The sequence below is a fragment of the Janthinobacterium sp. SUN128 genome (genome assembly GCF_030587275.1).
Taxonomy (GTDB): Bacteria; Pseudomonadota; Gammaproteobacteria; order Burkholderiales; family Burkholderiaceae_D; genus Janthinobacterium; species Janthinobacterium lividum.
The window spans coordinates 226,709-249,979 of sequence record NZ_JAPWHY010000002.1 but is presented as its reverse complement, the minus strand read 5'-3'; the positions used below and the strand labels follow the sequence as shown (position 1 = coordinate 249,979).

The following is a 23,271-nucleotide window of genomic DNA, read 5'->3' as shown; positions in this document are numbered from 1 at the left end:
GAGCAAGCACGGTGGAATACAAGGACTACTACAAGGAACTGGGCGTCGAGAAGACGGCGACCGAGGCCGAGATCAAGAAGGCGTACCGCAAGCTGGTGCGCAAATACCATCCCGACGTGAGCAAGGAACCGGACGCCGACAAGCGCACCAAGGCCCTGAACGAGGCCTATGGCGTGCTGGGCGACGCGGAAAAGCGCGCCGCCTACGATGAACTGGGCCGTAACCAGGGCGCGCAGGGCCAGCCCTTCCGTCCGCCGCCGGACTGGGGTTCGGGCTACGAATCGTCGGGCGCCGACGACAGCGATTTCTTTGCCGACCTGTTCGCCCACGTGGGCGGCCGGCGCCGCGCCAACAGCACCTTCCAGATGCAGGGCGAGGACAGCCACGCGGCCATCACCATCGACCTGCAGGACAGCTACCAGGGCGCCAAGCGGCACATCGTCATGCGCGTGCCCGAAGCGGATGCGCAAGGCCACGTGGTAACGCGCGAGCGTACCCTGGAAGTGACGATACCGAAAGGCGTCACGGAAGGACAGCAGCTGCGCATGAAAGGGCAGGGCAATCCCGGCAGTGGCGGCGCTCCCGCCGGTGATTTGTACCTGGAGATCCGCTTCCGGCCCGATGCGCGCTACAAGGTGGAAGGGCGCGACGTGTTCGAGACGGTGCCCGTCACGCCATGGGAAGCGGCGCTGGGCGGCGAAATCGACGTGCCCACGCCATCTGGCACGGTGTCCGTCAGCGTGCCGCCCAATTCGCAGACGGGGCGCAAGCTGCGCCTGAAAGGGCGCGGCATTCCCGCCGCCCAGCCGGGCGACCTGTATCTGCTGCTGGAAGTGGTGCTGCCGCCGGCGAACGACGACAAGGCGCGCGAACTGTATGCAACCATGGCGCGCGAGATGGCTTTCAATCCGCGCCAGAAGCTGGGAGGGTAAATCATGACAAACAAGGTAATTGGCGAATTGCTCGAAGACCGTGCCCTGAGCCTGGAAGAACTGGCGCGCGCCTGCGCCGTGGAACCGGACTGGGTGGTGCAGCACGTGCAGACGGGCGTGCTGCTGCAAAATGGCCCGCCGGCGGGGCAGCTGACGGCCTGGCGCTTCACCAGCCTGGACCTGGTGCGCGCGCGCCGCCTGCACGAAATCGAATCCGTGTTCGACGCGAACGCCGAACTGGCCGCGCTGGTGGTCGACCTGTCGGAAGAAGTGGCGCGTTTGCGCCGCCGCCTGCACGTGCTGGGCGTCGAGTAGTCCTTATGCAGGCTCGCCGTGCCGCTGCACGGTGAGTCTGCCGATATAGAATTGCCCATTGACGACGACCCGGTGCGGGATGCCGGCCACGTCGAAGCCGGGGCCGCCGTCTTCCATCCATTCCTGCGCCAGCGAGTCGAACTGCTGCGGCGTCATGCGCAGCATCTGCGCCGTGATGACGAAGCGCGCGCCAGGTTTTTGTTTGTTGACGAAGTCGTCGATGCCGGCCATGTGGTTCCTTATTAAAGTGTTACCCGCATCATACCTGTGTCAATTGTGAACTCACAACGCCTAACAAAACCGTAGCGAGCGGCAGCGATTTGTGGCTAAGAAGCGCAACCGTACTTTAGTACGGTGAGCATCGCAGGCCGCAAAGCGCGACGCGCAGTAGGTTTTGTTTGGCGTTTAAAACCCTTGGGCCAGCAGCGGCAACTGCTCCGCAAACCGCTCCGTCAGCCACTTGCCCGCCTGGCCCGGCGGCGTGTCGGCGCGCTGGATCAGGTAAATCGGGTAATTCTCGCCATTGTCGACGGCCAGCGGCAGGTGCACCAGGCGGCCTTCGGCCAAGTCCTCCCGCACCATCGCTTCGGGCATGTTGCCCCAGCCCAGGCCTGCGCGCAGCAGCGCGTGCTTGGAACCGAGGTCGCCCAGGCGCCAGTTGCGCAATCCCAGCACGCCAAAATCCTGGCCCTCCGTCAGCACGCTGCGGTCGCTGAGCACCAGTTGCACGTGCTCGCGCGCCACGCTGGAGGCAATCGGCCCTGCCTGCTGCGCCAGCGCGTGGCTGGGGGCGGCCACGGGAATCAGGCGCACGTGGCCGACGGCGAGGCGCTCGAAGACGCTGGCCGTGGCCGTCATCCAGCCACCGAGGCCGATGTGGCAACTGCCATCCATCACCAGCTGCGCCACGGCGCCCATGGCTTCGATGCGCAGGCGCAGGGCGACGGTGGGGAACTGCGCCTGGAACGCTTCCAAGACGCGCACCAGCACGCAGGTGGGAAACATCACGTCCACCACGACCGATACTTCTGCTTCCAGCCCGCCCGCCAGCGCCTTGGCGCGTGCGCGCATGCCGTCGACCTTCAGGGCCACGGCGCGCGCGTCGGCCAGCAGGGCCTTGCCCGCGTCAGTCAGGGTGGGTTTGCGCTTGCTGCGGTCGAGCAGCACCACATTCAGTTGTTCTTCCAGGTTGGCGATGGTGTAGCTGATCACCGATTGCGTGCGGTGCAGCTGGCGCGCCGCGTGGGCGAAGCCGCCCGCGTCGATGACGGCGACAAACACGCGCAACTGGTCGAGCGAAGGCTGGCCCGGTTCTCTCATGGTGACTCCATATCTAAAAATTCGATGCTAATCATTTATATTTATACGGTTTCATCGATGGTAGACCCGAACTATGCTGTGTGCAAGGGCCGCGATGCGGCATTCCAGTCTACCGTTTTCGAAGGAGCATTTCATGAGCAAAGTCTTGTACATCAATAGCAGCGTGCGCAGCAGCGGTTCCCTGTCGCGTCAATTGTCCGGCGAATTCGTCGCCAAACTGGCCGCGCAAGGCGCCAGCGTCGTTGAACGCGACCTGGCGGCGCAGCCCGTGCCGCACCTGACGGAAGAGGTGATGGGCGCCTTCTTCACGCCAGCCGACCAGCGCAGCGCGCAGGCGGCAGCGGCCGTGCAATTGTCCGATATTCTGGTCGATGAATTGCTGGCCGCCGACGTGCTGGTGCTGGCCGCGCCCATGTACAATTTTTCCGTGCCCTCGACCCTGAAGGCGTGGATCGACCACGTGGCGCGCGCGGGACGCACGTTCCAGTACACGGCGACGGGCCCGGTCGGCCTGGCCACGGGCAAGAAAGCGGTGATTTTCACGGCCAGCGGCGGCGTCTACAGCGAAGGCCCGGGCGCCGCGTATGACTACCTGAGCACCTATCTGCGCACGGCGCTGGGCTTCATCGGCATCACGGATATCGAGTTCGTGCAAGCCGAAGGCGTGGCCATGGGCGAGGAAGCCGTCAGCAGCGCGATCGCCAAGGGCCGTGCCTCGATCGAGGCGCTGGCTGCCTGAGTTCGCTCTAGTTCCAAAGAGGGATTGCCAATCTGCCATGGTTGACATAAGCTTGCCAGCGGCACGCCCCGTGCCAGCCTGGCGAGCCGTTCGCCATGAAAGTCCCTCATGCACAAGTTGGCAAGCGCGGTATTGTTCGGATGTTCCTTGTTTTCAGCAGGGGTGGCGCTGGCGCAGACCGCGCCACCTGCGCCGCCTCACGTGGGTCGCCACGCCTCCACGCCCGAGGATATCCGCGCCATCGAAAAAGTCGTCGCCGACTTCCAGGCGGCCTTGATCGCCAAGGATGTCAAGCTGCTGTCGTCGCTGCTGCTGCATACGAACATCCTGTTCGCCTCGCCGACCGACGACGGTTTCATCAAGAAAATGCGCGACACGACGGACGTCCACTTCGACGGCGTCGGGGCGGCCGGCTATGTTGCATTCGCCAACTTCATCAAGCGCGAACCGCAGCGCACGGAAGAAAAATTCTACAACGTCAAGATCACCCAGGACCGCCATGTGGCATGGGTCAACTTCGACTACGAATTCCTCGTCGGCGACAAATTGTCCAACTATGGCGTGGAAGCGTGGCAGATGGTCAAGCGCGATGGCGAATGGAAAATCCTCAGCGTCGTCTGGTCCATGCATCCCGCGGCCGAGGCGGGAAAATAGGCGCCAGACAGGCCGCGTCAGTCGCGCGGCAGTTCGCGAATTTCCACCGTCCCCCCTGCGTTCAGTACGGGGTTTCCGATTAACAATTTTTTTGCATCGTCTATACTTTCAGCTTGCACACGTAGATAGCCTGACAAGTGTGGCGTGACCGGCCTGGCCTGGCCGGACTGGTGCACGCAGATACCGGGTCCGATGGAGCTGCCACCGCAGAAGCGGCCACTGGCCCTGAGCATGGCGAAGTAGTCTTCCCAGGCTGAGGTGGCGACGTCCACCGGTGTTTCCGTGTCGTCGTGCATGAAGATAATGTAGTCATTCATCTTTTTCTCCTGTGCCGCGTTATAAAAAGAGAGCTGAATTGAGTATCCTGAGCAATCGCGAGCGCATGGTTTTACCCTCACCGCGTCAGTCCGTAGAGACAAGCTGTCCGGCCATGTCATTTTTGGAGCGAACATCGTGCCGATAAAGTATGTTGATTTTTATGAGGTGAATTACACGGCAGAGCGCTTGCCGGGCTGCAAGCTATGGGGCGCCTACGTCGCCATCTATGCCCCTTCGCCCAATCCCATGCACCGGATGAATCTGGTTCGCAAACGCCGGGTGTCGGCCGACCACCAGTTTACAACGGAAGCGGACGCCATGGCCGAAGCAGGCGAGGTGGCCGTCAAGCTGGTCGAGCGGCGCCAGCGCCGTTACGTCTTCCATCCCTGAACCATCGCGTGGCTTGTTCCGGCGCAAGTTATTGCGAGTGAGCACAGTCCTGGCGTAGCCGGTGCAGGCGCGCCGGCGAAGTTGCCCGTATCATGCGAACTATTGCCACGCCAGAGGACCGCCATGAAACGCCAGTTGCACCTGCTTGTCATCGATCCGCAAAACGATTTTTGCGACTTGCCCGCCGCCTGGCTGCCGCCAGATACGGCACCGGCGCTGGCCGTGCCTGGCGCCCACGCCGACATGCTGCGCGTGGCGCAACTGATCCGCGAAGGGGGCGGTGGCCTGACGCAGATCAGCGTGACCCTCGACGCCCACCACCGCTACGACATTGCCCACCCCGCCTTCTGGCGCACGGGCGATGGCGGCGCCGTGCCGCCGTTTACGCAGATCAGCGCGCAGCAGGTGCGCGACCGCCTGTTCCTGCCCGCCGCCAGCGGCGCCTTGCCGCGAGCGCTGGCCTACCTCGATGCCTTGCAGCAAGCGGGACGCTATCAATTGATGGTGTGGCCCGTGCATTGCGAGATCGGCAGCTGGGGCCAGAATATCCATGCGGCCGTGCGCGCCGCCTACAACGCCTGGGAAGTGGATAACCTGCGAGTGGTGGCCAAGCTGAGCAAGGGTTCCAATCCATGGACCGAGCATTACTCTGCCGTCATGGCGGAAGTGCCCGATCCTCAGGATGCGGCTACCCAGCTGAACCTGGATTTCCTTGCCACCCTGCTGCCGGCGCAGCAGATTTATGTCACCGGCGAGGCGGGCAGCCATTGCGTGAAAGCCAGCACCGAGCACATCGCCGATTACCTGGAAGCGCAGCAAGGCAAGCCGGCTCTGTCGCGCCTGGTCTTGCTGACGGATTGCATGAGCCCCGTCACGGGCTTTGCATCACAGCAGCGCGACTTCCTTGCCGCCATGCATGCACGCGGCGCGCGGCTGGCCACCTCCGCCGACGTCTTGCCCGAATTGTTGGCCAACGCGGCTGCCTGAGCCATTATTAATCGTGCCCTGCTGAAATGCTTGCGGTGGCGTACTATTCTGGCTTCAGGAAGTTGGAGAAAACACACATGACCCCGATAGTGCGCAGTTTGCTGGAAACCGATCTGTATAAATTTACAATGTGGCAAGCATTGCTGCACGGTCATCCGAATACCCATACCGAATACGAATTTGTCTGCCGCAACGCCACCGCTTTTCCCCTGGCCGAACTGAAGGGCGAACTGGAGGAACAGCTCGACCATTTATGCTCGATGTCGTTTGCCGACGACGAGCTGGCCTATCTGCGCACCCTGCGCTTCATGAAGAGCGATTTCGTCGACTTCTTGACGGTGTTCCGCTTCCAGCGCAAATTCATCGACGTCAGCACGGATGGCGACACTCTGCTCGTGCATGCGGCCGGGCCGCAGGTGCACGTGATGGGCTTCGAGATTTTCGTGCTGTACATCATCAACGAACTGTATTTCCGCCGCTTCGACCTCGATGCGGCCATGCGCGAAGGGCGCCACCGCCTGGGCTTGAAAGTGGCGGCCGTCAAGGAATTCGGCAAGCTGCCGCGGCGCAAGCATCCGTTCGAGTTTTCCGACTTCGGCGTGCGCCGGCGCTTTTCCGGCGCCTGGCATGACGAGGTGGTGCAACGGCTGGCGCGCGAGGTGCCCGAATATTTCAAGGGCACGTCGAATGTGTACCTGGCGAAAAAGCTGGGCATCGTGCCGATCGGCACCATGGCGCATGAATACATGCAATCGTTCCAGTCCTTCGGCGTGCGCCTGCGCGACTTCCAGAAGGCGGCACTGGAAGACTGGGTACAGGAATACCGGGGCGACCTGGGCATCGCCCTGACGGACGTGGTCGGCATGGATGCCTTCCTTGCCGACTTCGACCTGTATTTCGCCAAGCTGTTCGATGGCTTGCGCCACGATTCGGGCGACCCCGTCGAGTGGGGCGAGAAGGCGCTGGCCCACTACGCGGCCCTGCGCATCGACGCCAATACCAAGCGCCTCGTGTTTTCCGACGGGCTGGACCTGGACAAGGCGTTTGCGCTGTACCAGCACTTTGCCGACCGCATCATGACGGGCTTTGGCATCGGCACCAATCTCACCAACGATGTCGGTTTGACGCCGCTCAACATCGTCATGAAACTGGTGCGCTGCAATGGCCAGTCCGTGGCGAAACTGTCCGATTCGCCGGGCAAGACCCTGTGCAAGGATGAAACCTTCCTCGCGTATTTACGGCAAGTGTTTCACCACCCGGCAGTGTAGGTGCCTGGCTAGAAGCCCGTCACTACCGTGTTCATGTGCTCGACCTGGGGCGGGGCGGCAAAGAATTCACCCACCAGGCCGCGCCATGCCTGGAAGTCGTCGCTGCCGCGGAAATGCACGGTATGGTCTTCCAGGGTCGTCCAGCCCACCACCAGGCGGTAGGCATCGCCGTTTTCGATCGAGCGCTCCAGGCGCATCGATTCGCAGCCGCGTGCGCGCTGGAACAGGGGGATGGCTTTCGTCACGGCCGCTTCGAAGGCAGCATGCGTGGCCGATTTGATCTGGATGTGGGCAATTTCAAAAATCATGGCAAGTTCCACTGTGGAATGAAGGAATGCTGATCTTGCCATAATTTCGCCGCGTGGGGGGCGGAGGTCAGCCTGCAAGCGCCTGTGCGCTTGCGCGCTGGCCGCCCGCGTGGCTGGCCGTGCGCTGTTCGATGTCGCAGCCATTGCATGCCTGCACGATGGCGTGCGCCCGTTCCCGTTCCTGCGGGATGCCGATGGCCACGACGAGGCGGAACATGCCGCGCCATGCGGCCTTGCCCTGTATGGGGACGGTGGGGACGGCCTCGTCGTCAACCGTGTCGAGCTGCACGGCGTATGCGGGGAACCCATCGTCGAGCAGGGCGCTGCGGGCCTGCTGCGCCTCGGCAAAATGGTCGAAGATACGGATCAGGGCAGATGGGGCAAGGGAATGCGTGGCGGTGCTCATGGTCTGGCTCCCGGAAGGTGTCATTTGAATTTGACCGGCGAGCCTGTAAAAAATTCTGCCTCAGCCTGTAAAATCCTCGATCAAGGCGCAAAAGTTTGATAAATATCCAGTATGGCTGCCAAGTCGCGCTAAGATACGCCTTGCGGTGCGTCCTGCAGGCAGGGATGCGGGATCAATCTTTCATAGGAGAACCAAATGGCAGCGAAGAAAATTCTGTTTTTGACCGGCGATTTTGCAGAAGATTATGAAACGATGGTGCCCTTCCAGGCCCTGCTGATGCTCGGCCATACCGTGCATGCCGTCTGTCCCGGCAAGAAAAGCGGCGAGACGATCAAGACGGCCATCCACGATTTCGAGGGCGACCAGACATATACAGAAAAGCCGGGCCATTTGTTCACCCTGAACGCCAGCTTCGACGAGATCGACCCGGCCCACTATGACGCCGTGATGATCGCCGGCGGCCGCGCGCCCGAATATCTGCGCCTGAACGAGAAAGTCATCGCCGCCGTGCGCCATTTCGCCGAAGCGGGCAAGCCTGTCGCGGCCGTCTGCCACGGCGCACAATTGCTGGCTGCCGCCGACGTCATCCGCGGCAAGCGCATTTCCGCCTATCCCGCCTGCGCGCCGGAAGTGAAACTGGCGGGCGGCACGTATGCCGACATCGCCGTCACGGACGCCGTCACGGATGGCCAGTTCGTCACGGCCCCCGCCTGGCCTGCGCATCCGGCCTGGCTGGCGCAGTTCGTCAAGCTGCTCGGTACCGAGATCCGTTTGTAACCTTTACCAGCCCGGCAGGCCGCAGCGCTTGCCGGGCGCACCACTTTTCAGATTCGAGTTCTTCATGCATGCGCCGCGCAGTCAATCTTCCCGCAAACAACTTCCAGCCTCGCGCTGGCGCCAGCGCCGCCTGGCGCAAGCCGCATCGGGCCTGAGCGCCGCGCAGGAACGCCAGCTGGCCACCCTGCACGAGATTTCCACCTTGCTGGCGGGGCAGCACGCCATCGATGCGCTGTGCCGCGGCTTCCTGCGCCACGTGATGCAGTTCGCGCAGGCCGAAGGCGGCACCGTGCGCATTCTCGATCCGCAGCACGATACCGTGCACATCATCGTGCACGAGGGTATTTCCGATGCCATGGTGGAAGAGGAACACTGCATCCGCAACAACGATTGCCTGTGCGGCGCGGCCGTGGCGCAGGGCGTGATCCAGATCCGCGATTTCCGCCAGGTCGATGCGCTGCAGCGCTACCGTTGCCAGGACGAAGGCTTTATCGCCATCGCTGTCTTTCCCATCCTTGCGCGCGAGCAGGTGGTGGGCAGTTTTTCGCTGCACTTTGCGCGCCCGCAAGCCGTGCAGGCGCAGCAGCAGGGCTGGCTGGAAACCCTGGGCCAGAGCCTGGGTATCGCCATCGAAAACCAGCGCCTGATCGCGCGCGAGAAGGAATTCGCCGTGGCGCGCGAACGCAGCCTGCTGGCCGAAGGCTTGCATGACAGCATTGCGCAAAGCCTCAATTTCATCAGCCTGCAAGTGCAGATGCTCGACGATTCCGTGCGCCGGGGGCAGCTCGACGAAGCGGCCGAAGTGTTGCCGCTGATGCGCATGGGCGTCGAGCAAAGCTACCAGGACGTGCGCGAATTGCTGGTCAATTTCCGCACGCGCTGGCATGGCAGCGACCTCGAAAGCAAGCTCACGGAAGTGCTGGCCAAGTTCGAGCTGCAGACGGGCGTCACGGGAACCCTGGAGATGAGCGGCAATGGCGCGCCGCTGGCGCCGGAACAGCAGTTGCAGATCCTGTTCATCGTGCAGGAGGCGCTGTCGAATATCCGCAAGCACGCGCAAGCGGGCAGCGTGACGCTGCGCGTGGAGAACGGGCGCGATTTTGCGCTGCAGGTGCGCGACGATGGCGAAGGCTTTGCCGCCAACCTGCGCGACAAGAAAACGGAATTGCAGATCGGTTTGCGTATCATGCAGGAACGGGCCGAGCGGCTCGGTGCGCAATTTGCCATCGACAGCCGGCCCGGCGCCGGCACGACGATCTCGCTGGCCTTGCCGGCAGCCCGGCGCCAGGCCGCGTAACAGATGACTTATCCCTATCAGGCAACAAACATAGTGAACGCACCAATCAAAATCCTGCTGGTCGATGACCACACCTTGCTGCGCAGCGGCGTCAAGCTGCTGTTGCAGCGCAATCCTCAATTCCAGGTGGTGGGCGAGGCATCGAACGGGCTTGACGGCGTGCGCCTGACGGCCGAACTGCGGCCCGACGTGGTGCTGATGGACTTGAACATGCCCGGCGTGTCCGGCGTCGAGGCGCTGCAGCTGATCTTGCAGGACCTGCCGCAGATGATCGTGCTGATGCTGACCGTGTCGGAAAACGCGGCAGACCTGGGCGCGGCCCTGCGCGCTGGCGCACGCGGCTACTTGCTGAAAAATATCGAAGCCGAGCAGCTGGGCCAGGCCATCTGCCGGGCCGCCGCCGGCGAATCCGTGATTGCCGACGCCATGACGGCCAAGCTGGTGTCGCAGTTCCGCGCGGGACAGAATGCGCCCCAGGCCGACTATGACAAACTGACGCCGCGCGAACGCGAAGCCATGGCCTGCCTGGCGCAAGGACTGAGCAACAAGGAAATCGCGCGCCAGCTGGACGTGGCCGAAAGCACGGTGAAAATCCACGTGCAAAACATCCTCAAAAAGCTTAAGCTCAGCAGCCGCGTGCAGATCGCCGTCTACGCCGTCGAGCGCGAATTGAGTAAATAAGGATCAAACAACGCGCAAATAGTGCGCAAGGAATGCGCGATTGTTTGATCTGCATGGCGTTCCGGCCTAGACAACCCTAGTTCCTTTGACGTATGGCCTTGACCGTGCCTGCGCATTACACTCTTAGTCATTCGCTAATCTAATAAGAGAGTGTCATGCATAAGGTCAACGTCGATGGCTTGCTATCGAGCCAGGCTCTGTTCCGCCATATTTCCCCTTCGCAATTAGAGCAATTGCGCCAGGATGTCGTGCGCGTCGAAGTGGAAAAAGGCAAAGTGCTGTTCCGCAAGGGCGAGGTGGCGGAAGGCGCCTATGTGGTCGTCTTCGGCCTCGTCAAGCTGAGCGTGTTTTCCATGGAAGGCACGGACAAGGTTCTGGAATTGATCCGTCCGGGCCAGAGCTTCGGCGAAGCCATGATTTTCCTCGATGAACCGTACCCATTCTGCGCCGAAGCGCTCGAGCACTGCCTGCTGTTGCGCATCCCGCCGCACGCGCTGCTGCGCCTGCTGGACCAGTCGCCACGCATCGCGCGCCAGATGATGAACAGCCTGTCGCATCACCTGATGGGTTTTATCCGCAACGTGGAGCGCTGCTCCGTGCAGAACGCCACCCAGCGCGTGGTCGAGTACCTGCTGCAGGCGTCGGACCAGCAGCGTTCGAACGAGGTCAAACTGGACCTGAAGAAAAGTTTACTGGCATCGTTTTTGAACCTGGCGCCCGCCACCCTGTCGCGCGTGCTGCACCAGTTGACGGACTTGCATTTGATTAAAGTCAGCGGTTCGCTGATCCAGATCCAGCCGGACGCCTTGAAAACGTACCGCCATGGTTCTACCGCGGCCATGCTGAATTAAGCCTCTAAGTTTTTTCAGGAGGCAAGGTCAGTCGCCAGAACAGCAGGGCGAGCAAGCTGACCGCCGCGCCCAGCGCGCATACCCCATGCCAGCCCGCCAGCGCATACACGCTGGTGGCGGCAATCGCACCGACTCCGCTTCCCACCGCATAAAACAGCATGTAGCACGCTACCAGGCGGCTGTGCGCGTCGCTGTCTTGCCTGAAAATCAGGCTCTGGTTCGTCACGTGGATGGCCTGGCCCGCCAGGTCCAGCGCGATGATGCCGACGATCAAGGGCCACAGGGCCGCGCCCGCAAAGCTCAGCGGCAGCCACGCGGCCAGCAGCAGCAACAGGGCCGCGCCCGTCGTCCACTGCGCGCGTCCGCCGTCGGCCAGCGCCCCGGCACGCGCCGCGCCCAGCGCGCCGATCACGCCCACCAGGCCAAACGCACCGATGGCCGCATGCGAATAGCCTTGCGCCGTCAAGGGCAGCACCAGGGCGCTCCAGAAAATATTGAAAACGGCAAACATCAGCAGGGCCAGCATGCCCCTTGCGTACAGCACCTTGTGGTGCAGCAGCATGTCCAGCATCGAGGCGAGCAGGGCGCCGTAGCCCAGCCGTCGATTGGCCGGCTGCGCCGGCGGCAGCTTGCGCCACAGCAGCAACAGCAAGGCGCAAGCGATGGCCGCCGAAACAAAATACACGGCGCGCCAGTCGGCGAGATTGGCCACCACGCCGGACAGGGTGCGCGCCAGCAGCAAGCCGATCACCACGCCGCCCTGCGCCATGCCGACGACACGGCCCCGCTCATGGCTGGCTGCCGCGCTGGCCGCATAGGCGATCAAGCCCTGCGTCATGGCCGTGCCCAGCAGACCCACCAGCAACATGCCGCCCAGCAAACCGGCCGTGGAACGGGCGCAGCCCAGCGCCGCCAGCGTGACGGCCAACAAGCCCAGCTGGAACAGGGTCAGGCGGCGCCGGTTCAGCATGTCGCCCAGCGGCACGAGCAAGAGCAGGGCCAGCGCGCAGCCGAGCTGCGTGGCCGTGACGACCATGCCGCTGGCAGCGTCCGTCATGCCGAATTCGTGCGCCAGGGTGGCGAGTAAAGGCTGGGCGTAATACACATTGGCCACGCTGAGGCCGGCCGCCGTGGCAAACAGCCAGACGAGGGAAGGGGGAAGTGCTGTCGTGATGGGTGGGTTGGTATCGCGCATGGGCTTGTATGTAAGTGGTTTCAAATTAAAACTAGTTGGAGTCTACGCCGAGAAGTTTTAAAATGCAACCAGTCAATCCTGGAGAATGCCGTGGCCAAGCGCAAGAGCCTGAAAACCGACCCCTGTCCCGTGGCGCGCGCGCTTGACGCGATCGGCGAGCGCTGGTCGCTCCTGATCGTGCGCGACGCCTTCGACGGCATGCGCCGCTTTGGCGAATTCCAGAAAAGCCTGGGCGTGGCGAAGAACATCCTGGCCGACCGCCTGCACACCCTGGTGGAGGAGGGCATCTTTACGGTTGCCCCCGCCTCGGACGGCACGGCGTACCAGGAATACGTGCTGACGCAAAAGGGGCTGGCCCTGTTTCCCGTCGTCGTAGGCTTGCGCCAGTGGAGCGAGGCGCACTTGTTCGAGGCGGGCGAGGCGCATTCCACCTTGCTGCAACGCGGTTCAGGCTTGCCCGTGCGCCGCATGGATGTGCTGGCAGCGGATGGGCACGTGTTGCAGGCGGGCGACACGGTCGTGCACAAGGTGTTGCCGCAATGAGCCGCGTGGCCGTGCTGGGCGGGGGCATCACGGGCGTGACCACGGCGTATGCGCTGGCGAAACGGGGCGTGGACGTGACCCTGATCGAGCGCCACCGCTATGCCGCCATGGAAACGTCATACGCGAACGGCGGGCAATTGTCGGCCTCGCATGCGGAAGTGTGGAATCACAAGGCAACGATACTCAACGCCTTGAAATGGATGGCGCGGCGCGATGCACCGCTGCTGCTGCATCCATGGCCCAGCTGGCACAAGCTGAGCTGGTTTGCGGAGTTTCTTGCCGCCATGCCCGCCTACGAGCGCAACACCATCGCCACGGCGCGCATGGCGATCGCCGCGCGCGAACATTTGTTTGCCTGGGCGAAAGAGGAAAATATAGCTTTCGATCACCGCCGCGCCGGCATCCTGCATGTGTACCGGGAGCGTGCCGGCTTCGAGCGGGCGGCTGGTGTCTCGCGCCTGCTGGCGCAGGGCGGACTGGAGCGGCGCGCCGTCACGCGGCAGGAAATGCGCGCCATCGAGCCGGCGCTGCAGGGCGAGTTTTACGGCGGCTACTACACGGACAGCGATTCCACGGGCGACATCCACAAATTCACCAGCGGCCTGGCCGATGCCTGCGTGCGCCTGGGCGTGGCGTGCCGCTATGGTGCACAGGTCACGGCGCTGGCGCGCGAACACGGCAAGGTGCGCATTAGCGTGGGCGAGGACAGCACCCTGTTCGACGCCATCGTGATTTGCGCGGGCACGGCCAGCCGCGCCCTGGCCGCATCGCTGGGCGACCATGTGAATGTGTATCCCGTGAAAGGGTACTCGATTACCGTGCAGCTCGATGACCTTGCCAGCCGCGCGGCGTCGCCGAAGGTGAGCCTGCTCGACGATGCCACCAAGCTGGTCAGCAGCCGCCTCGGCGAAGACCGGCTCAGAGTGGCGGGCACGGCCGAATTCAACGGCATCAACCACGATATCCGCGCCGACCGCATCCGCCCCCTGCTGCAATGGGTCGAGCAGTGCTTTCCCGGTATCAATACGCGCAAGGTGATTCCCTGGGCTGGCTTGCGCCCCATGCTGCCGGACATGCTGCCGAAAGTGGGGCCGGGCAAGGCGCCGGGCGTGTACTACAACACGGGCCACGGCCACCTGGGCTGGACCCTGGCGGCGGCCACGGCGGAGATGGTGGCGCAGCAAGTGGCTGCCGTGGCGCGGGGTTGAGCCATGCCAACGATCGCCATCCTGATCTTTCCCGGCGTGCAGGCGCTCGACGTCAGCGGGCCCATGGACGTGTTTGCCGAAGCGAACAGCTTTCTGCCGCCAGAACGGCAATACCGGATCGAGGTGCTGGGCACGCAGGAAGGCTTGCTGTGCTGCTCCAACGGCTTATGCCTGGCCGCGCACCGGCATTATGCGCAGGCGCACGACGCCTATGACCTGTTGCTGGTGGCGGGCGGCCCCGGCTTGCCGGCGCAACCGGTTGTCGCGGACCTGAGCGCCTGGCTGGCCAGTGCGGCCGGCAAGGCGCGCCGCCACGGTTCCATCTGCAATGGCGCGTTTTTGCTGGGCCATGCGGGCTTGCTCGATGGTAAAAAAGTAGCCACGCACTGGAACGATGCGGCCGCGCTGGCCGCGCGTTTTCCGCTGGCACAGGTCGATGCGGACAGCATCTATGTGCATGACGGCAATCTGGTCAGCTCGGCGGGCGTAACGGCCGGCATCGACCTGTCGCTATCCTTGCTGGCCGAAGCAGGCGGGGTGGGCGGGGCGCAGCTGGCGCTGCAGGTGGCGCGCCGCCTGGTGGTGTACACGCAGCGCCAGGGCGGGCAGTCGCAGTTCAGTCCGTATCTGACGCCCGTGGTGGATGCGGCTTCTCCCGTGGCGCAGGCGCAGCAATACGTGCTGGCACATCTGGGCGAGGCGCTCGACGTGGACACCCTGGCGCGGCTGGTGGCCATGAGTCCGCGCAACTTTGCCCGCGTCTTCGTGCGCGAGCTGGGTGTGACGCCAGCCCAGTTCATCGAAAGCGCCCGGCTCGATGCGGCGCGCGCCCTGCTCGAAGCGAGTAGCGATCCGCTGAAAACCGTCGCCTGGCGCTGCGGCTTCGGCACGGCCGACCAGTTGCGCACGGTATTCCTGCGGCGCCTGGGCGTATCGGCCAAGCAATACCGGCAACATTTTTCCAGTTACCGGCAAGCCTGATACTGCGCATGGCAGGAATCCCCGCCATGCTGTCCGGAAAGCGCGGCAGCCAGCCCCCCGCTGCGCCGGACGTAAATCTATACTTTTCCTGCTGGCGCGCCACTTCGGCCGCGCCCTTGAGGAAAGTCAAACATGCACACGACACTGGACGCCGAGCGGGTCGGCCCCGCCTATACCGAGGACGGCATGCTGCTGGCGCGCCGCAAGACGCGCGAGGCGATTGCCGCCATCGCCGCGCGCATCCGCCCCGGCATGTTGGAAGAAGACGCCGTCGCCATGGCGAAGCAGGTGCTGCTGGACATGGGGCTTGCGCTGAGCTGGCACCCCACGCGCGTGCGCTTCGGGCGCAATACCACGAAACCGATGAAACGCGCCTCCGAGCCGGGCGTGATCCTGCAAGAGAGCGACATTTTCTTCCTCGATATCGCACCGCGTGTGCAGGCGTGGGAAGGCGATGGCGGCGCCACGTTTACGGTGGGCGCCAGCGAACAGCAGGCGGACTATGCCCGCTGCGCGCGCGATGCGGAATGCCTGTTCCACCAAGTGCGCGCCGTGTGGCAGCGCGACAGGCTGACGGGGCAAGCCCTGTATGCCTACGCAGAAGAGGAAGCGCGCAAGCTGGGCTGGGAATTGAACTTTGACCTGGGCGGCCACCGCGTGTCCGACTTCCCGCACGCGACGATCTACGCGGGCGCGCTGGCCGACGCGGATTTTTCGCCGTCACCGATGCGCTGGATCCTGGAAATCCATCTGCGCCATCCGACCTTGCCGTATGGCGCTTTCTTCGAGGACATGCTGCTCGATGACAGCTACTATGCTTAGTTCTTCGGCAGCAGATCGCTGAGCGCGGCGCGGCCTTTGACGGTGAGGAAGGGGCCGACCTTGTTGTATGGCAGTAAAAAATCGTTTTCACAGCCGCTGCCGTTCGAGTCTTCCCAGAAGGACACGCCTTCGGGTTTCAATGACAGGTGGAAGCGGCCGCGGCCGTCGTAATCCGTGCCCTTGCATTCGGCGTCGATCTTGACGTCCTTGAAGAGGGCCTGACGCAGGCGGTCCGGCAATTCGGCCTTGTCGTCGCCATCGCTGGCGCTGGCGCCAAACCAGTTCCACACGTCCGTTTCCTGGCCCGTCTTCACGTCCCAGGTGCGGAATTTGATGGAGATGCCGCTGGCGCCATAGCCGGCCGGCCAGCGGTAGAACTTGACCGTCACCCAGCGCGGCGACCAGTAGGTGGGCTCCGCATACACTTCGTCTTCCGTCGTGAAACCGTTGCGGCCCAGGTATTCGCGCCGCGTGGCATAGAAGTCGGCCAGGTCCTTCTTGTTCCTGGCCAGCACGGCGCGCAGCTGCGCATTGATTTTTGCCACGCCATCGCCGGGCGCGATCAATTCCACGGTGATGGTGTCGCCGATTTGCAGGTTGCGGTATTGCTTGCCTTCGAAGGCAATCGGTTTGCTCACCTTGGTGCCGGGAAACGCTTCCAGCGCCAGGTTGTAGGCATCGCTGGCGCAGGATGGGTGTTCGCGGTCGCCCGCCGCTTCCAGCAGGGTCAAGGCCACGGGCAGGGTCTTGCCGCTTTTCGGGTCCGTCCATGTGCCGGTAACCTTGCCGTCTTGCGGCGCGTCCAGGCTCCACGTGCCCGTCGTGTCGCCCTTGGCGTTGAGTTCCTGCCACAGCGCCTTGCCGTTCGGCTTGGACAGCATGATCGGCGTCTTGTAGCGCGTGTAGTAATAGTTGCCGCTGCGATCAGACCCTTGCGTGGGGCTGGGCTGGTTGAAGCAAGCCACGATATTGGCCTTGCCCACAGTGCCCTGCCACACCCCTTGCACGGGCGGCTCGGCAGCCATGGCGGCATGCAGGGCGGGCAGGGTCAGGCAAGCAAACAGAAAGCGGCGCATCGGTTTTTCCTCTCGTGGGCGAAGGCCGATTCTACAGGGTCGCGCCCACGAGATGCCACACGTCAACTTATTTGGCGGGACGCTCCTGCGCCACCACGGCCATCGCCGCGGCCAGGTATTGCAGCATGGCCCCGTCGACGAAGCTGCCTTCCATCAGACGCGGTTCTTGCTGGTGCGCCTGGCGGAATTTCAGCTGCGTGGCCGGGTTCGTGCCTGCATACGAGCGGAACAGGTCCAGCCACTGCCGCGCCAGCTGCAGCACGGCCGGGTCGGTGGGCGGCGTGCGTGCATCAATGGCGGCGCGCACGGCGGCGATCAGGGCCGGCCACTCGCCCGAGCGCTTGCCGTAGTTGGCCACCAGGTGTGCGTATTCCTGCTCGTCGAGGAAAGGCCGGTACAGCGCCATGCGCGAGGCATTGAAGGCGGCGAGGATGAACTGCATCAGTTGCGCATCGATGCTGGTCGTGGCCTGCATGATGGGCTCCTGCGCGTGCATGTCGTTCAGGCGCGCGAACAGGCCCGGATGGGCGCCCGTGTCGCGCACCAGCTTGACCATCCATTCCGTGGCCAGCGCCTGCGCCGGCGCATCGCCGGGGCTGGCGCCTGCCTCCATGGCGGCGCGCACCCGCGCCACCAGTACTTTCCATTCCTCTTCCACGGCCGCATCGGACAGCAGCGGCAGTTGTTGCAGTTCTTCGTGACTAAAGTATTTGTCGTACATGGTCATCAACTCCATAGTGGTGAGCCACTCGGCCAGTTCCGGCGCCTGTCCCTGCGCCAGTTGCGCCTGCAAGCTGCACAGGCGTTCGCGCAAGGTGGAAGCCTGCGCGATCTGGTGTTCCAGCATGGCGATCTGCTGCGCCACGATGGTATGCAAAGGAAGATCCGGGCCGGCGAGGGCGTTGGCGATATCGGCCAGCGACAGCCCGAACTTGCGCAGCGCCATGATCCGGTGCAGCCGGTCCATGTCGCCGTGCTGGTACAGGCGGTAGCCAGCTTGCGTGCGCGCCGAAGGCGAGAGCAGACCGATGCTGTCGTAGTGGTGCAGGGTGCGGATAGTCAGGCCCGTGAGCCTGGCCAGTTCCCCGATTTTCAACAGCATCACCTTCTCCTTGTCTCCAGTGCGTGCAACCACGATGGCGCCTGACGTAACGTCAGGGTCAAGCAGAAATGTAGCAGAGGAACTGAAAAAGCCGATAAAAGAATCCGTTGACCTTCATTTTTTTGTACGGTATATTTATAAAACCGAACGACGACTGCGGCATGAACGGCGCGTTCGAGCCACATGGAATGACGAATGGATCGTTGTGCGGCGCAGCAAGACGCGCCCTTGGCAGGACTGGAAAGACAATCCGCGCAGACGGATTTTTTTCACAGTTGGTTTGTACGTTAAATATAATATGCCGTCGGTAAGATCCAGGCGGCGAGAGGGACGACCATGATGAAAAGTATCGTTTGCGATACGCCCGGCAGTTTGCGCATGGAGCAGCGCCCCGTGCCCGTGCCCGGCGAGGGCGAAGTGCTGCTGCGCATACGCCGCGTCGGCATCTGCGGCACCGACATGCATATCTTCCGCGGCACCCAGCCTTTCCTCAGCTACCCGCGCGTGATGGGACATGAACTGTCCGGCCATATCGACAGCGCGCCAGCCGGCTCGCGCCTGGCCGTGGGCGACCAGGTCTACGTGATGCCCTACCTGTCGTGCGGCAGCTGCGTGGCCTGCCGCCAGGGCAAGACCAACTGCTGCACCCGCATCGAAGTGCTGGGCGTGCACCGCGACGGCGGCATGACCGAATACCTGGCGCTGCCAGAGCGCTTTGTCTTCAAGACGGAGGGCATCTCGCTCGACGACGCGGCCATGATCGAATTTCTCGCCATCGGCGCGCATGCCGTCAAGCGCGGCGCGGTCGATGCCGGCAAGCGCGTGCTGGTAGTGGGCGCCGGCCCGATCGGCATGGCCGTGATGCTGTTCGCATCGTTGAAGGGCGCCGACGTGACGGTGCTCGATGGCCGCACCGACCGTCTGCAGTTCTGCCGCGACGCGCTGGGCATCGCCCGCACGGTGGCGCTGGGCGAGGGCGACAAGGAGCAGCTGCTGGACGCCACCGGCGGCGAATTCTTCGACGTGGTGTTTGACGCCACCGGCAATATCGCCGCCATGGAGCGGGGCCTGGACTTTGTCGCCCATGGCGGGTCCTATGTGCTGGTGTCCATCGTGCGCGACCGCCTGTCCTTTTCCGACCCTGAATTCCACAAGCGCGAAACGACCTTGCTGGGCAGCCGCAACGCCACCGTCGACGATTTCGAGGAAGTGGTGGCGGCCATGAAGGCGGGGAAGGTACCCACCGCGCTGCTCAATACCCACCGCACCACGCTCGACGAATTTACCGGCGTGCTCGATCGCTGGATGCAGCCGGAAGCGGGCGTCATCAAGGCCATCGTCGAGGTCTGAGATGAGCGACATCAACCCGATACTTCAATTTGGCACCAGCCGCTTCCTGCAGGCGCACGCCGACCTGTTCGTCAGCGAAGCGGCCAAGACAGGCGAGGCGCTGGGCAATATCACCATCGTACAGACCACGCACAGCGCGCAGGGCGCGGCGAGGGTGGCGGCGTTTCGCCGCAGCGAGGGCTACCCCGTGCGCATCCGCGGCTGGCAGGACGGCGTGCAAGTCGATGAAGAGCGCCGTGCCGACGCCGTCACGCAGGCGTGGCAAGCCGGCAGCGACTGGCGGCAGGTGCGCGATGCGGCCGTGGCCGCGCGCGTGATCATCTCGAATACGGGCGACACGGGCTACCAGCTCGATGGCGCCGACCACGCGGGCATGCTCGACGGCGCCGCCGTTCCCGCCAGCTTTCCCGCCAAGCTGCTGGTGCTGCTGCACGGGCGCTTCCTGGCCGGCGCCGCGCCCATCTCGATTTTTCCGTGCGAACTGGTGGCCGACAACGGCCATGTACTGCGCCAGGTGATCGTGGCATTGGCGCGGCAGTGGGATTGCGCTGCCGCGTTCATCGGCTACCTGGAAACGGGCTGCCTGTGGATCAATTCCCTGGTCGACCGCATCGTTTCCGAACCGATCGAACCGATAGGCGCGGTGGCCGAGCCCTATGCCCTGTGGGCCATCGAGGCGCAGGAAGGCATGCTGCTGCCGTGCCGCCACCCGCAAGTGGTGGTGACGGGCAGTCTGCGCGAATATGAACGGCGCAAGCTGTTCTTGCTCAACCTGGGCCACACCTATCTGGCGCAGCTGTGGATGGAGCGGGGCAGCCCGGCCGGCATGACGGTGCGCGAGGCGATGGATGACGGCGCCATGCGCGCCGCGCTGGAAGCGGTATGGCACGAGGAAGTGCTGCCCGTGTTTGCCGCCATGGGGGCGCAGCACGGGGACGCCGCGCTGGCCTACGTGGCGCAGGTCAGGGAGCGCTTCGGCAACCCCTTCCTCGCGCACCGCCTGGCCGACATCGCCCAGCACCACGCCGGCAAGATCGAGCGCCGCATGGCGCCCGTGGCATCGCTGGCGCGGCAGCTCTGTCCCTCCCTGGCGCAGCCGCGCCTGCGCGCCATGCTGGTGCCGGGAGCGCTGCCATGAACGCCCCGGTCAACGCAGTTGTTTCTTTTTCGGCATGCCGATCCAATCCGATATCGACTAAAATGGCCCACTCATCCACTTTCCCCTTCGCTGGCATAGCGCGTTCATTCATCCATGTCCAAACCCGCCACCGTCTTCAAGCGCAGTACCAATCTGCTGTTGCAATTTCTCGCCGAGAATGTCGCAGTGGGCGAGATGCTGCCGACGGAGCAGTTCCTGACCACCATCTGCCAGGGCAGCCGCACGGCGATCCGCAGCGCGATCGCCTACCTGTCGACGCGGCGGCTGATCGCCAGCCCGGCGGACCGGCGCTTGCTGAGGAAGCCCATACCGGGCGACTACTTCGATATCTCCGAATTGCAGTCGGGGGCGGAGCGCATCCAGCAAGTGCTGATGGAACGCGTGTACCAGCGCGACATGCCGCCCGGCGCGGAATTTTCGGAAGCGGAACTGGCGCGCGAGGCGGGCGCCAGTACCGTCAGCGTGCGCGAATTCCTGATCGGCTTTTCGCGCTTCGGTCTGATCGAAAAGAAACCGCGCGGCGGCTGGCGCCTGTGCGCGTTCGACCGCTCGTTCGCCACCGAACTGGCGGACATGCGGCGCATGTTCGAGATGGCGGCCGTGGAGCAGTTTGCGCACCTGCCGCACGGCGATCCGGCGTATGCGGAACTGGCGCGGCTGATCAAGCAGCACGAGAAGCTGGCGGCCAGGATCGACACGCGTCACAATGCGTTTCCGGCGCTGGATCGCGAGTTCCACACCTTTCTGATCGGCTTGCTGAACAACCGCTTCGCGCAGGGCTTCTACGATATCGTCTCGTTTGTCTTCCATTACCACTACCAGTGGGACAAGGGCGAGGAAAAAGGCCGCAACCAGTACGCGGTGCAGGAGCACCTGGCGATCCTGCGCGCCTTGGCGGAGCACGACATACCGAAGGCGCTCGAGGGCATGCGCTCGCACCTGGATTCCTCGCGCCGCACCATGCTGTCCTCGATCGGCACGCGCGAAAAACTGAGCCAGCCGGGCGCCTAGCCATCCTTGCCGGGGAGGGTGCGCCATGAGCCTCGCTTCCCAGCCTGCCAGCCTGCTGCTGATGTCGCCCGAGGATAACTGCCTGATCGCCAGGACGGCATTGGCCTGCGGCGACGTCGTCGCCATCGATGGCTTGCCCGTCACCCTGGCGCAAGACATCCACATCGGCCACAAGGTGGCGCGCCGCGCGCTGGCCGTGGGCGACAAGGTGCTGCGCTACGGCGCCCTGATCGGCAGCATCACGGCCCCCGTCGCCATCGGTGAGCATATCCACACCCACAACCTGGCAAGCGATTACATCCCCACGTTTACCCTGGGCCAGGACGGCCACCATTTCCTGGACAAGGACGACCAAGCATGAACGCTCCCGTAACGACACCGGCCCTGTCGGGCTATCTGCGCGCCGATGGCCGCAAGGGCATCCGCAATATCGTGGTGGTGGCCTATATGGTCGAATGCGCGCACCACGTGGCGCGCCTGATGGTCAACGCCTTTCCCGGCCAGCCCGTGCACCTGATCGGCTTTACGGGCTGCTTCCCCAATGAATACGCGGACCAGGTGATGCGCCGCCTGCTGACGCATCCGAACGTGGGCGCCGTGCTGCTGGTGTCCCTGGGCTGCGAAGGCTTCAACAAATATGGCCTCTCCAGCGCCGTGGCCGACAGCGACCGCCCCGTGCATACGATTACGATCCAGGAAAACAGCGGCACGCGCCCCAGCGTGAGCAGCGGCGTCGAGTGGATCAGCTGGGCCCTCGAGCACCTGGCGCAGCAGGAGCGCGTGCCAATGGGGATCGATGAACTGGTGGTGGCCACCATCTGCGGCGGCTCCGACAGCACCAGCGGCATCAGCGCCAACCCGGCCGTCGGCGTGGCGTTCGACACGCTGATCGCGGCCGGCAGCCCCTGCATCTTCGAGGAGACGGGTGAACTGGTCGGCTGCGAATACCACATGCAGCGGCGCGCCGTCAGCCCGGACCTGGGCAACGCCATCGTCGACACCGTGGCCAAGGCGGCCCGCTACTACACCATCATGGGCCATGGCAGCTTCTCGCCGGGGAATGCCGATGGCGGCCTCACCACGCAGGAAGAAAAGTCGCTGGGCGCCTATGCCAAGAGCGGTTCCTCGCCCATCGTCGGCATTTTGAAACCGGGCGATCAGCCGGCCGGCGGCGGCCTGTACCTGCTCGACGTGGTGCCGGACGGCGAGCCGCGCTTCGGTTTCCCTAACGTGTCGGACAACGCGGAAATCGTCGAACTCATTTCCTGCGGCGCCCACATCACCTTGTTCACGACGGGCCGCGGCTCCGTGGTGGGCTCGGCGATTTCGCCCGTCATCAAGGTGTGCGCCAATCCGCAGACCTTCGAGCGCCTGGCCGACGACATGGATATCAACGCCGGCAAGATCCTCACGGGCGAGGCCACGCTGGAAGAGGTGGGTGCGGAGATCGTCGCCGCCGTGCTGAACGTGGCCAATGGAGCACTGAGCCGCTCGGAAGACCTGGGCCACCAGGAATTCGTGCTGACCTATAAACAATTCGAGGCGGTGGGGCCAGGCTGCTTCCCGCTGCGCGCAGCATGA

Annotated in this window: 28 protein-coding genes; 20 read left to right on the top strand and 8 right to left on the bottom strand. The window is 63.9% G+C overall.

Annotation, left to right across the window (positions count from 1 at the left end):
* Positions 1–11: 11 nt before the first annotated feature.
* Both O3297_RS21150 and O3297_RS21145 read left to right on the top strand, forming a co-directional pair.
* A complete protein-coding gene (locus O3297_RS21150) occupies positions 12–932 on the top strand; it encodes a DnaJ C-terminal domain-containing protein (RefSeq protein ID WP_034781891.1) in 921 nt (306 codons plus the stop codon).
* Between the two features lie 3 nt (positions 933–935).
* Complete coding sequence (locus O3297_RS21145) at positions 936–1,247, top strand: MerR family transcriptional regulator (protein ID WP_046685292.1); 312 nt, start codon at positions 936–938, stop codon at positions 1,245–1,247.
* A 3-nt stretch (positions 1,248–1,250) separates the two neighbouring features.
* Here O3297_RS21145 and O3297_RS21140 read toward each other — a convergent pair whose 3' ends face one another.
* Together O3297_RS21140 and O3297_RS21135 are read right to left on the bottom strand one after the other, a co-directional pair.
* The gene (locus tag O3297_RS21140) at positions 1,251–1,478 is read right to left on the bottom strand and encodes a hypothetical protein (protein WP_034781896.1); all 228 of its coding nucleotides are present in this window, start codon (positions 1,476–1,478) and stop codon (positions 1,251–1,253) included.
* 174 nt (positions 1,479–1,652) lie between these two features.
* Complete coding sequence (locus tag O3297_RS21135) at positions 1,653–2,567, bottom strand: LysR family transcriptional regulator (protein ID WP_305049954.1); 915 nt, start codon at positions 2,565–2,567, stop codon at positions 1,653–1,655.
* Positions 2,568–2,700: 133 nt separating this feature from the next.
* Here O3297_RS21135 and O3297_RS21130 point away from each other — a divergent pair, with 133 nt between their 5' ends.
* Both O3297_RS21130 and O3297_RS21125 read left to right on the top strand, forming a co-directional pair.
* The gene (locus tag O3297_RS21130) at positions 2,701–3,306 is read left to right on the top strand and encodes an FMN-dependent NADH-azoreductase (protein ID WP_305049953.1); all 606 of its coding nucleotides are present in this window, start codon (positions 2,701–2,703) and stop codon (positions 3,304–3,306) included.
* Positions 3,307–3,453: 147 nt separating this feature from the next.
* Positions 3,454–3,960, top strand: a complete 507-nt coding sequence (locus tag O3297_RS21125; protein WP_305049952.1) for a nuclear transport factor 2 family protein — start codon at positions 3,454–3,456, stop codon at positions 3,958–3,960.
* A 17-nt stretch (positions 3,961–3,977) separates the two neighbouring features.
* On the opposite strand, the gene O3297_RS21120 is transcribed toward O3297_RS21125, so the two are convergent.
* Complete coding sequence (locus O3297_RS21120) at positions 3,978–4,277, bottom strand: hypothetical protein (RefSeq protein ID WP_092611522.1); 300 nt, start codon at positions 4,275–4,277, stop codon at positions 3,978–3,980.
* 166 nt (positions 4,278–4,443) lie between these two features.
* Between O3297_RS21120 and O3297_RS21115 the strand changes: the two genes are divergently transcribed.
* From O3297_RS21115 to pncB, 3 genes are all read left to right on the top strand, one after another.
* Positions 4,444–4,668: a hypothetical protein gene (locus O3297_RS21115; protein ID WP_240317608.1), complete on the top strand. Its 225-nt coding sequence runs from the start codon at positions 4,444–4,446 to the stop codon at positions 4,666–4,668.
* Positions 4,669–4,791: 123 nt separating this feature from the next.
* Complete coding sequence (locus O3297_RS21110; RefSeq protein ID WP_305049949.1) at positions 4,792–5,655, top strand: cysteine hydrolase; 864 nt, start codon at positions 4,792–4,794, stop codon at positions 5,653–5,655.
* 77 nt (positions 5,656–5,732) lie between these two features.
* On the top strand, positions 5,733–6,923 hold the full coding sequence (pncB, locus tag O3297_RS21105) for a nicotinate phosphoribosyltransferase (RefSeq protein WP_034781917.1): 1,191 nt from the start codon (positions 5,733–5,735) through the stop codon (positions 6,921–6,923).
* A gap of 8 nt (positions 6,924–6,931) precedes the next feature.
* On the opposite strand, the gene O3297_RS21100 is transcribed toward pncB, so the two are convergent.
* Both O3297_RS21100 and O3297_RS21095 read right to left on the bottom strand, forming a co-directional pair.
* Positions 6,932–7,231 carry an antibiotic biosynthesis monooxygenase gene (locus tag O3297_RS21100; RefSeq protein ID WP_034781921.1) on the bottom strand — a complete coding sequence of 100 codons (300 nt, stop codon included), beginning with the start codon at positions 7,229–7,231 and terminating at the stop codon, positions 6,932–6,934.
* A gap of 67 nt (positions 7,232–7,298) precedes the next feature.
* Positions 7,299–7,637 (bottom strand): hypothetical protein, encoded by a 339-nt coding sequence (locus O3297_RS21095; RefSeq protein WP_305049946.1) that lies wholly within the window; start codon positions 7,635–7,637, stop codon positions 7,299–7,301.
* 195 nt (positions 7,638–7,832) lie between these two features.
* On the opposite strand from O3297_RS21095, the gene O3297_RS21090 reads away from it, so the two are divergent.
* From O3297_RS21090 to O3297_RS21075, 4 genes are all read left to right on the top strand, one after another.
* Positions 7,833–8,414, top strand: coding sequence for a DJ-1/PfpI family protein (locus O3297_RS21090; protein ID WP_034781925.1), 582 nt, complete (start codon positions 7,833–7,835; stop codon positions 8,412–8,414).
* Between the two features lie 64 nt (positions 8,415–8,478).
* Entirely contained in the window at positions 8,479–9,711 is a 1,233-nt protein-coding gene (locus O3297_RS21085; RefSeq protein ID WP_305049943.1) for an ATP-binding protein, read from the top strand.
* A gap of 3 nt (positions 9,712–9,714) precedes the next feature.
* On the top strand, positions 9,715–10,392 hold the full coding sequence (locus O3297_RS21080) for a response regulator (RefSeq protein ID WP_176382155.1): 678 nt from the start codon (positions 9,715–9,717) through the stop codon (positions 10,390–10,392).
* A gap of 155 nt (positions 10,393–10,547) precedes the next feature.
* Entirely contained in the window at positions 10,548–11,243 is a 696-nt protein-coding gene (locus tag O3297_RS21075; protein ID WP_034781930.1) for a Crp/Fnr family transcriptional regulator, read from the top strand.
* A gap of 4 nt (positions 11,244–11,247) precedes the next feature.
* On the opposite strand, the gene O3297_RS21070 is transcribed toward O3297_RS21075, so the two are convergent.
* Entirely contained in the window at positions 11,248–12,438 is a 1,191-nt protein-coding gene (locus O3297_RS21070; protein ID WP_305049942.1) for an MFS transporter, read from the bottom strand.
* 90 nt (positions 12,439–12,528) lie between these two features.
* On the opposite strand from O3297_RS21070, the gene O3297_RS21065 reads away from it, so the two are divergent.
* The 4 genes from O3297_RS21065 (at position 12,529) to O3297_RS21050 (ending at position 15,992) form a co-directional block, all read left to right on the top strand.
* On the top strand, positions 12,529–12,981 hold the full coding sequence (locus O3297_RS21065) for a helix-turn-helix domain-containing protein (protein WP_092612028.1): 453 nt from the start codon (positions 12,529–12,531) through the stop codon (positions 12,979–12,981).
* Positions 12,978–14,189, top strand: coding sequence for a D-amino acid dehydrogenase (locus tag O3297_RS21060; RefSeq protein ID WP_305049941.1), 1,212 nt, complete (start codon positions 12,978–12,980; stop codon positions 14,187–14,189). Before O3297_RS21065 ends, O3297_RS21060 begins: the two co-directional genes overlap by 4 nt.
* 3 nt (positions 14,190–14,192) lie before the next feature.
* Positions 14,193–15,170 (top strand): GlxA family transcriptional regulator, encoded by a 978-nt coding sequence (locus tag O3297_RS21055; protein WP_305049939.1) that lies wholly within the window; start codon positions 14,193–14,195, stop codon positions 15,168–15,170.
* A 132-nt stretch (positions 15,171–15,302) separates the two neighbouring features.
* Positions 15,303–15,992, top strand: coding sequence for a M24 family metallopeptidase (locus O3297_RS21050; protein ID WP_034781944.1), 690 nt, complete (start codon positions 15,303–15,305; stop codon positions 15,990–15,992).
* On the opposite strand, the gene O3297_RS21045 is transcribed toward O3297_RS21050, so the two are convergent.
* On the bottom strand, positions 15,989–17,068 hold the full coding sequence (locus O3297_RS21045; RefSeq protein ID WP_305049936.1) for a hypothetical protein: 1,080 nt from the start codon (positions 17,066–17,068) through the stop codon (positions 15,989–15,991). The two genes, O3297_RS21050 and O3297_RS21045, sit on opposite strands and share 4 nt — an antisense overlap.
* A 67-nt stretch (positions 17,069–17,135) precedes the next feature.
* Complete coding sequence (locus O3297_RS21040; RefSeq protein WP_305049934.1) at positions 17,136–18,170, bottom strand: MerR family transcriptional regulator; 1,035 nt, start codon at positions 18,168–18,170, stop codon at positions 17,136–17,138.
* 339 nt (positions 18,171–18,509) lie between these two features.
* On the opposite strand from O3297_RS21040, the gene O3297_RS21035 reads away from it, so the two are divergent.
* The 5 genes from O3297_RS21035 to O3297_RS21015 all read left to right on the top strand — a co-directional run bounded on the left by O3297_RS21035 (position 18,510) and on the right by O3297_RS21015 (position 23,271).
* Positions 18,510–19,520 (top strand): zinc-binding alcohol dehydrogenase family protein, encoded by a 1,011-nt coding sequence (locus O3297_RS21035; protein ID WP_305050237.1) that lies wholly within the window; start codon positions 18,510–18,512, stop codon positions 19,518–19,520.
* A gap of 1 nt (position 19,521) precedes the next feature.
* Positions 19,522–20,658, top strand: coding sequence for a mannitol dehydrogenase family protein (locus tag O3297_RS21030; protein ID WP_305049932.1), 1,137 nt, complete (start codon positions 19,522–19,524; stop codon positions 20,656–20,658).
* A gap of 114 nt (positions 20,659–20,772) precedes the next feature.
* On the top strand, positions 20,773–21,690 hold the full coding sequence (locus O3297_RS21025) for a GntR family transcriptional regulator (RefSeq protein ID WP_099378864.1): 918 nt from the start codon (positions 20,773–20,775) through the stop codon (positions 21,688–21,690).
* A 25-nt stretch (positions 21,691–21,715) separates the two neighbouring features.
* Entirely contained in the window at positions 21,716–22,051 is a 336-nt protein-coding gene (locus O3297_RS21020) for a UxaA family hydrolase (protein ID WP_070257544.1), read from the top strand.
* Complete coding sequence (locus O3297_RS21015; protein WP_034781960.1) at positions 22,048–23,271, top strand: UxaA family hydrolase; 1,224 nt, start codon at positions 22,048–22,050, stop codon at positions 23,269–23,271. Before O3297_RS21020 ends, O3297_RS21015 begins: the two co-directional genes overlap by 4 nt.

Coding starts and splice junctions, on each gene's coding strand:
- O3297_RS21145 (WP_046685292.1), top strand. CDS start 936: ATGACAAACAAGGTAATTGGCGAATTGCTCGAAGACCGTGCCCTGAGC.
- O3297_RS21140 (WP_034781896.1), bottom strand. CDS start 1,478: ATGGCCGGCATCGACGACTTCGTCAACAAACAAAAACCTGGCGCGCGC.
- O3297_RS21135 (WP_305049954.1), bottom strand. CDS start 2,567: ATGAGAGAACCGGGCCAGCCTTCGCTCGACCAGTTGCGCGTGTTTGTC.
- O3297_RS21130 (WP_305049953.1), top strand. CDS start 2,701: ATGAGCAAAGTCTTGTACATCAATAGCAGCGTGCGCAGCAGCGGTTCC.
- O3297_RS21120 (WP_092611522.1), bottom strand. CDS start 4,277: ATGAATGACTACATTATCTTCATGCACGACGACACGGAAACACCGGTG.
- O3297_RS21110 (WP_305049949.1), top strand. CDS start 4,792: ATGAAACGCCAGTTGCACCTGCTTGTCATCGATCCGCAAAACGATTTT.
- pncB (WP_034781917.1), top strand. CDS start 5,733: ATGACCCCGATAGTGCGCAGTTTGCTGGAAACCGATCTGTATAAATTT.
- O3297_RS21100 (WP_034781921.1), bottom strand. CDS start 7,231: ATGATTTTTGAAATTGCCCACATCCAGATCAAATCGGCCACGCATGCT.
- O3297_RS21095 (WP_305049946.1), bottom strand. CDS start 7,637: ATGAGCACCGCCACGCATTCCCTTGCCCCATCTGCCCTGATCCGTATC.
- O3297_RS21090 (WP_034781925.1), top strand. CDS start 7,833: ATGGCAGCGAAGAAAATTCTGTTTTTGACCGGCGATTTTGCAGAAGAT.
- O3297_RS21085 (WP_305049943.1), top strand. CDS start 8,479: ATGCATGCGCCGCGCAGTCAATCTTCCCGCAAACAACTTCCAGCCTCG.
- O3297_RS21080 (WP_176382155.1), top strand. CDS start 9,715: ATGACTTATCCCTATCAGGCAACAAACATAGTGAACGCACCAATCAAA.
- O3297_RS21075 (WP_034781930.1), top strand. CDS start 10,548: ATGCATAAGGTCAACGTCGATGGCTTGCTATCGAGCCAGGCTCTGTTC.
- O3297_RS21070 (WP_305049942.1), bottom strand. CDS start 12,438: ATGCGCGATACCAACCCACCCATCACGACAGCACTTCCCCCTTCCCTC.
- O3297_RS21060 (WP_305049941.1), top strand. CDS start 12,978: ATGAGCCGCGTGGCCGTGCTGGGCGGGGGCATCACGGGCGTGACCACG.
- O3297_RS21055 (WP_305049939.1), top strand. CDS start 14,193: ATGCCAACGATCGCCATCCTGATCTTTCCCGGCGTGCAGGCGCTCGAC.
- O3297_RS21050 (WP_034781944.1), top strand. CDS start 15,303: ATGCACACGACACTGGACGCCGAGCGGGTCGGCCCCGCCTATACCGAG.
- O3297_RS21045 (WP_305049936.1), bottom strand. CDS start 17,068: ATGCGCCGCTTTCTGTTTGCTTGCCTGACCCTGCCCGCCCTGCATGCC.
- O3297_RS21040 (WP_305049934.1), bottom strand. CDS start 18,170: ATGCTGTTGAAAATCGGGGAACTGGCCAGGCTCACGGGCCTGACTATC.
- O3297_RS21035 (WP_305050237.1), top strand. CDS start 18,510: ATGAAAAGTATCGTTTGCGATACGCCCGGCAGTTTGCGCATGGAGCAG.
- O3297_RS21030 (WP_305049932.1), top strand. CDS start 19,522: ATGAGCGACATCAACCCGATACTTCAATTTGGCACCAGCCGCTTCCTG.
- O3297_RS21025 (WP_099378864.1), top strand. CDS start 20,773: ATGTCCAAACCCGCCACCGTCTTCAAGCGCAGTACCAATCTGCTGTTG.
- O3297_RS21020 (WP_070257544.1), top strand. CDS start 21,716: ATGAGCCTCGCTTCCCAGCCTGCCAGCCTGCTGCTGATGTCGCCCGAG.
- O3297_RS21015 (WP_034781960.1), top strand. CDS start 22,048: ATGAACGCTCCCGTAACGACACCGGCCCTGTCGGGCTATCTGCGCGCC.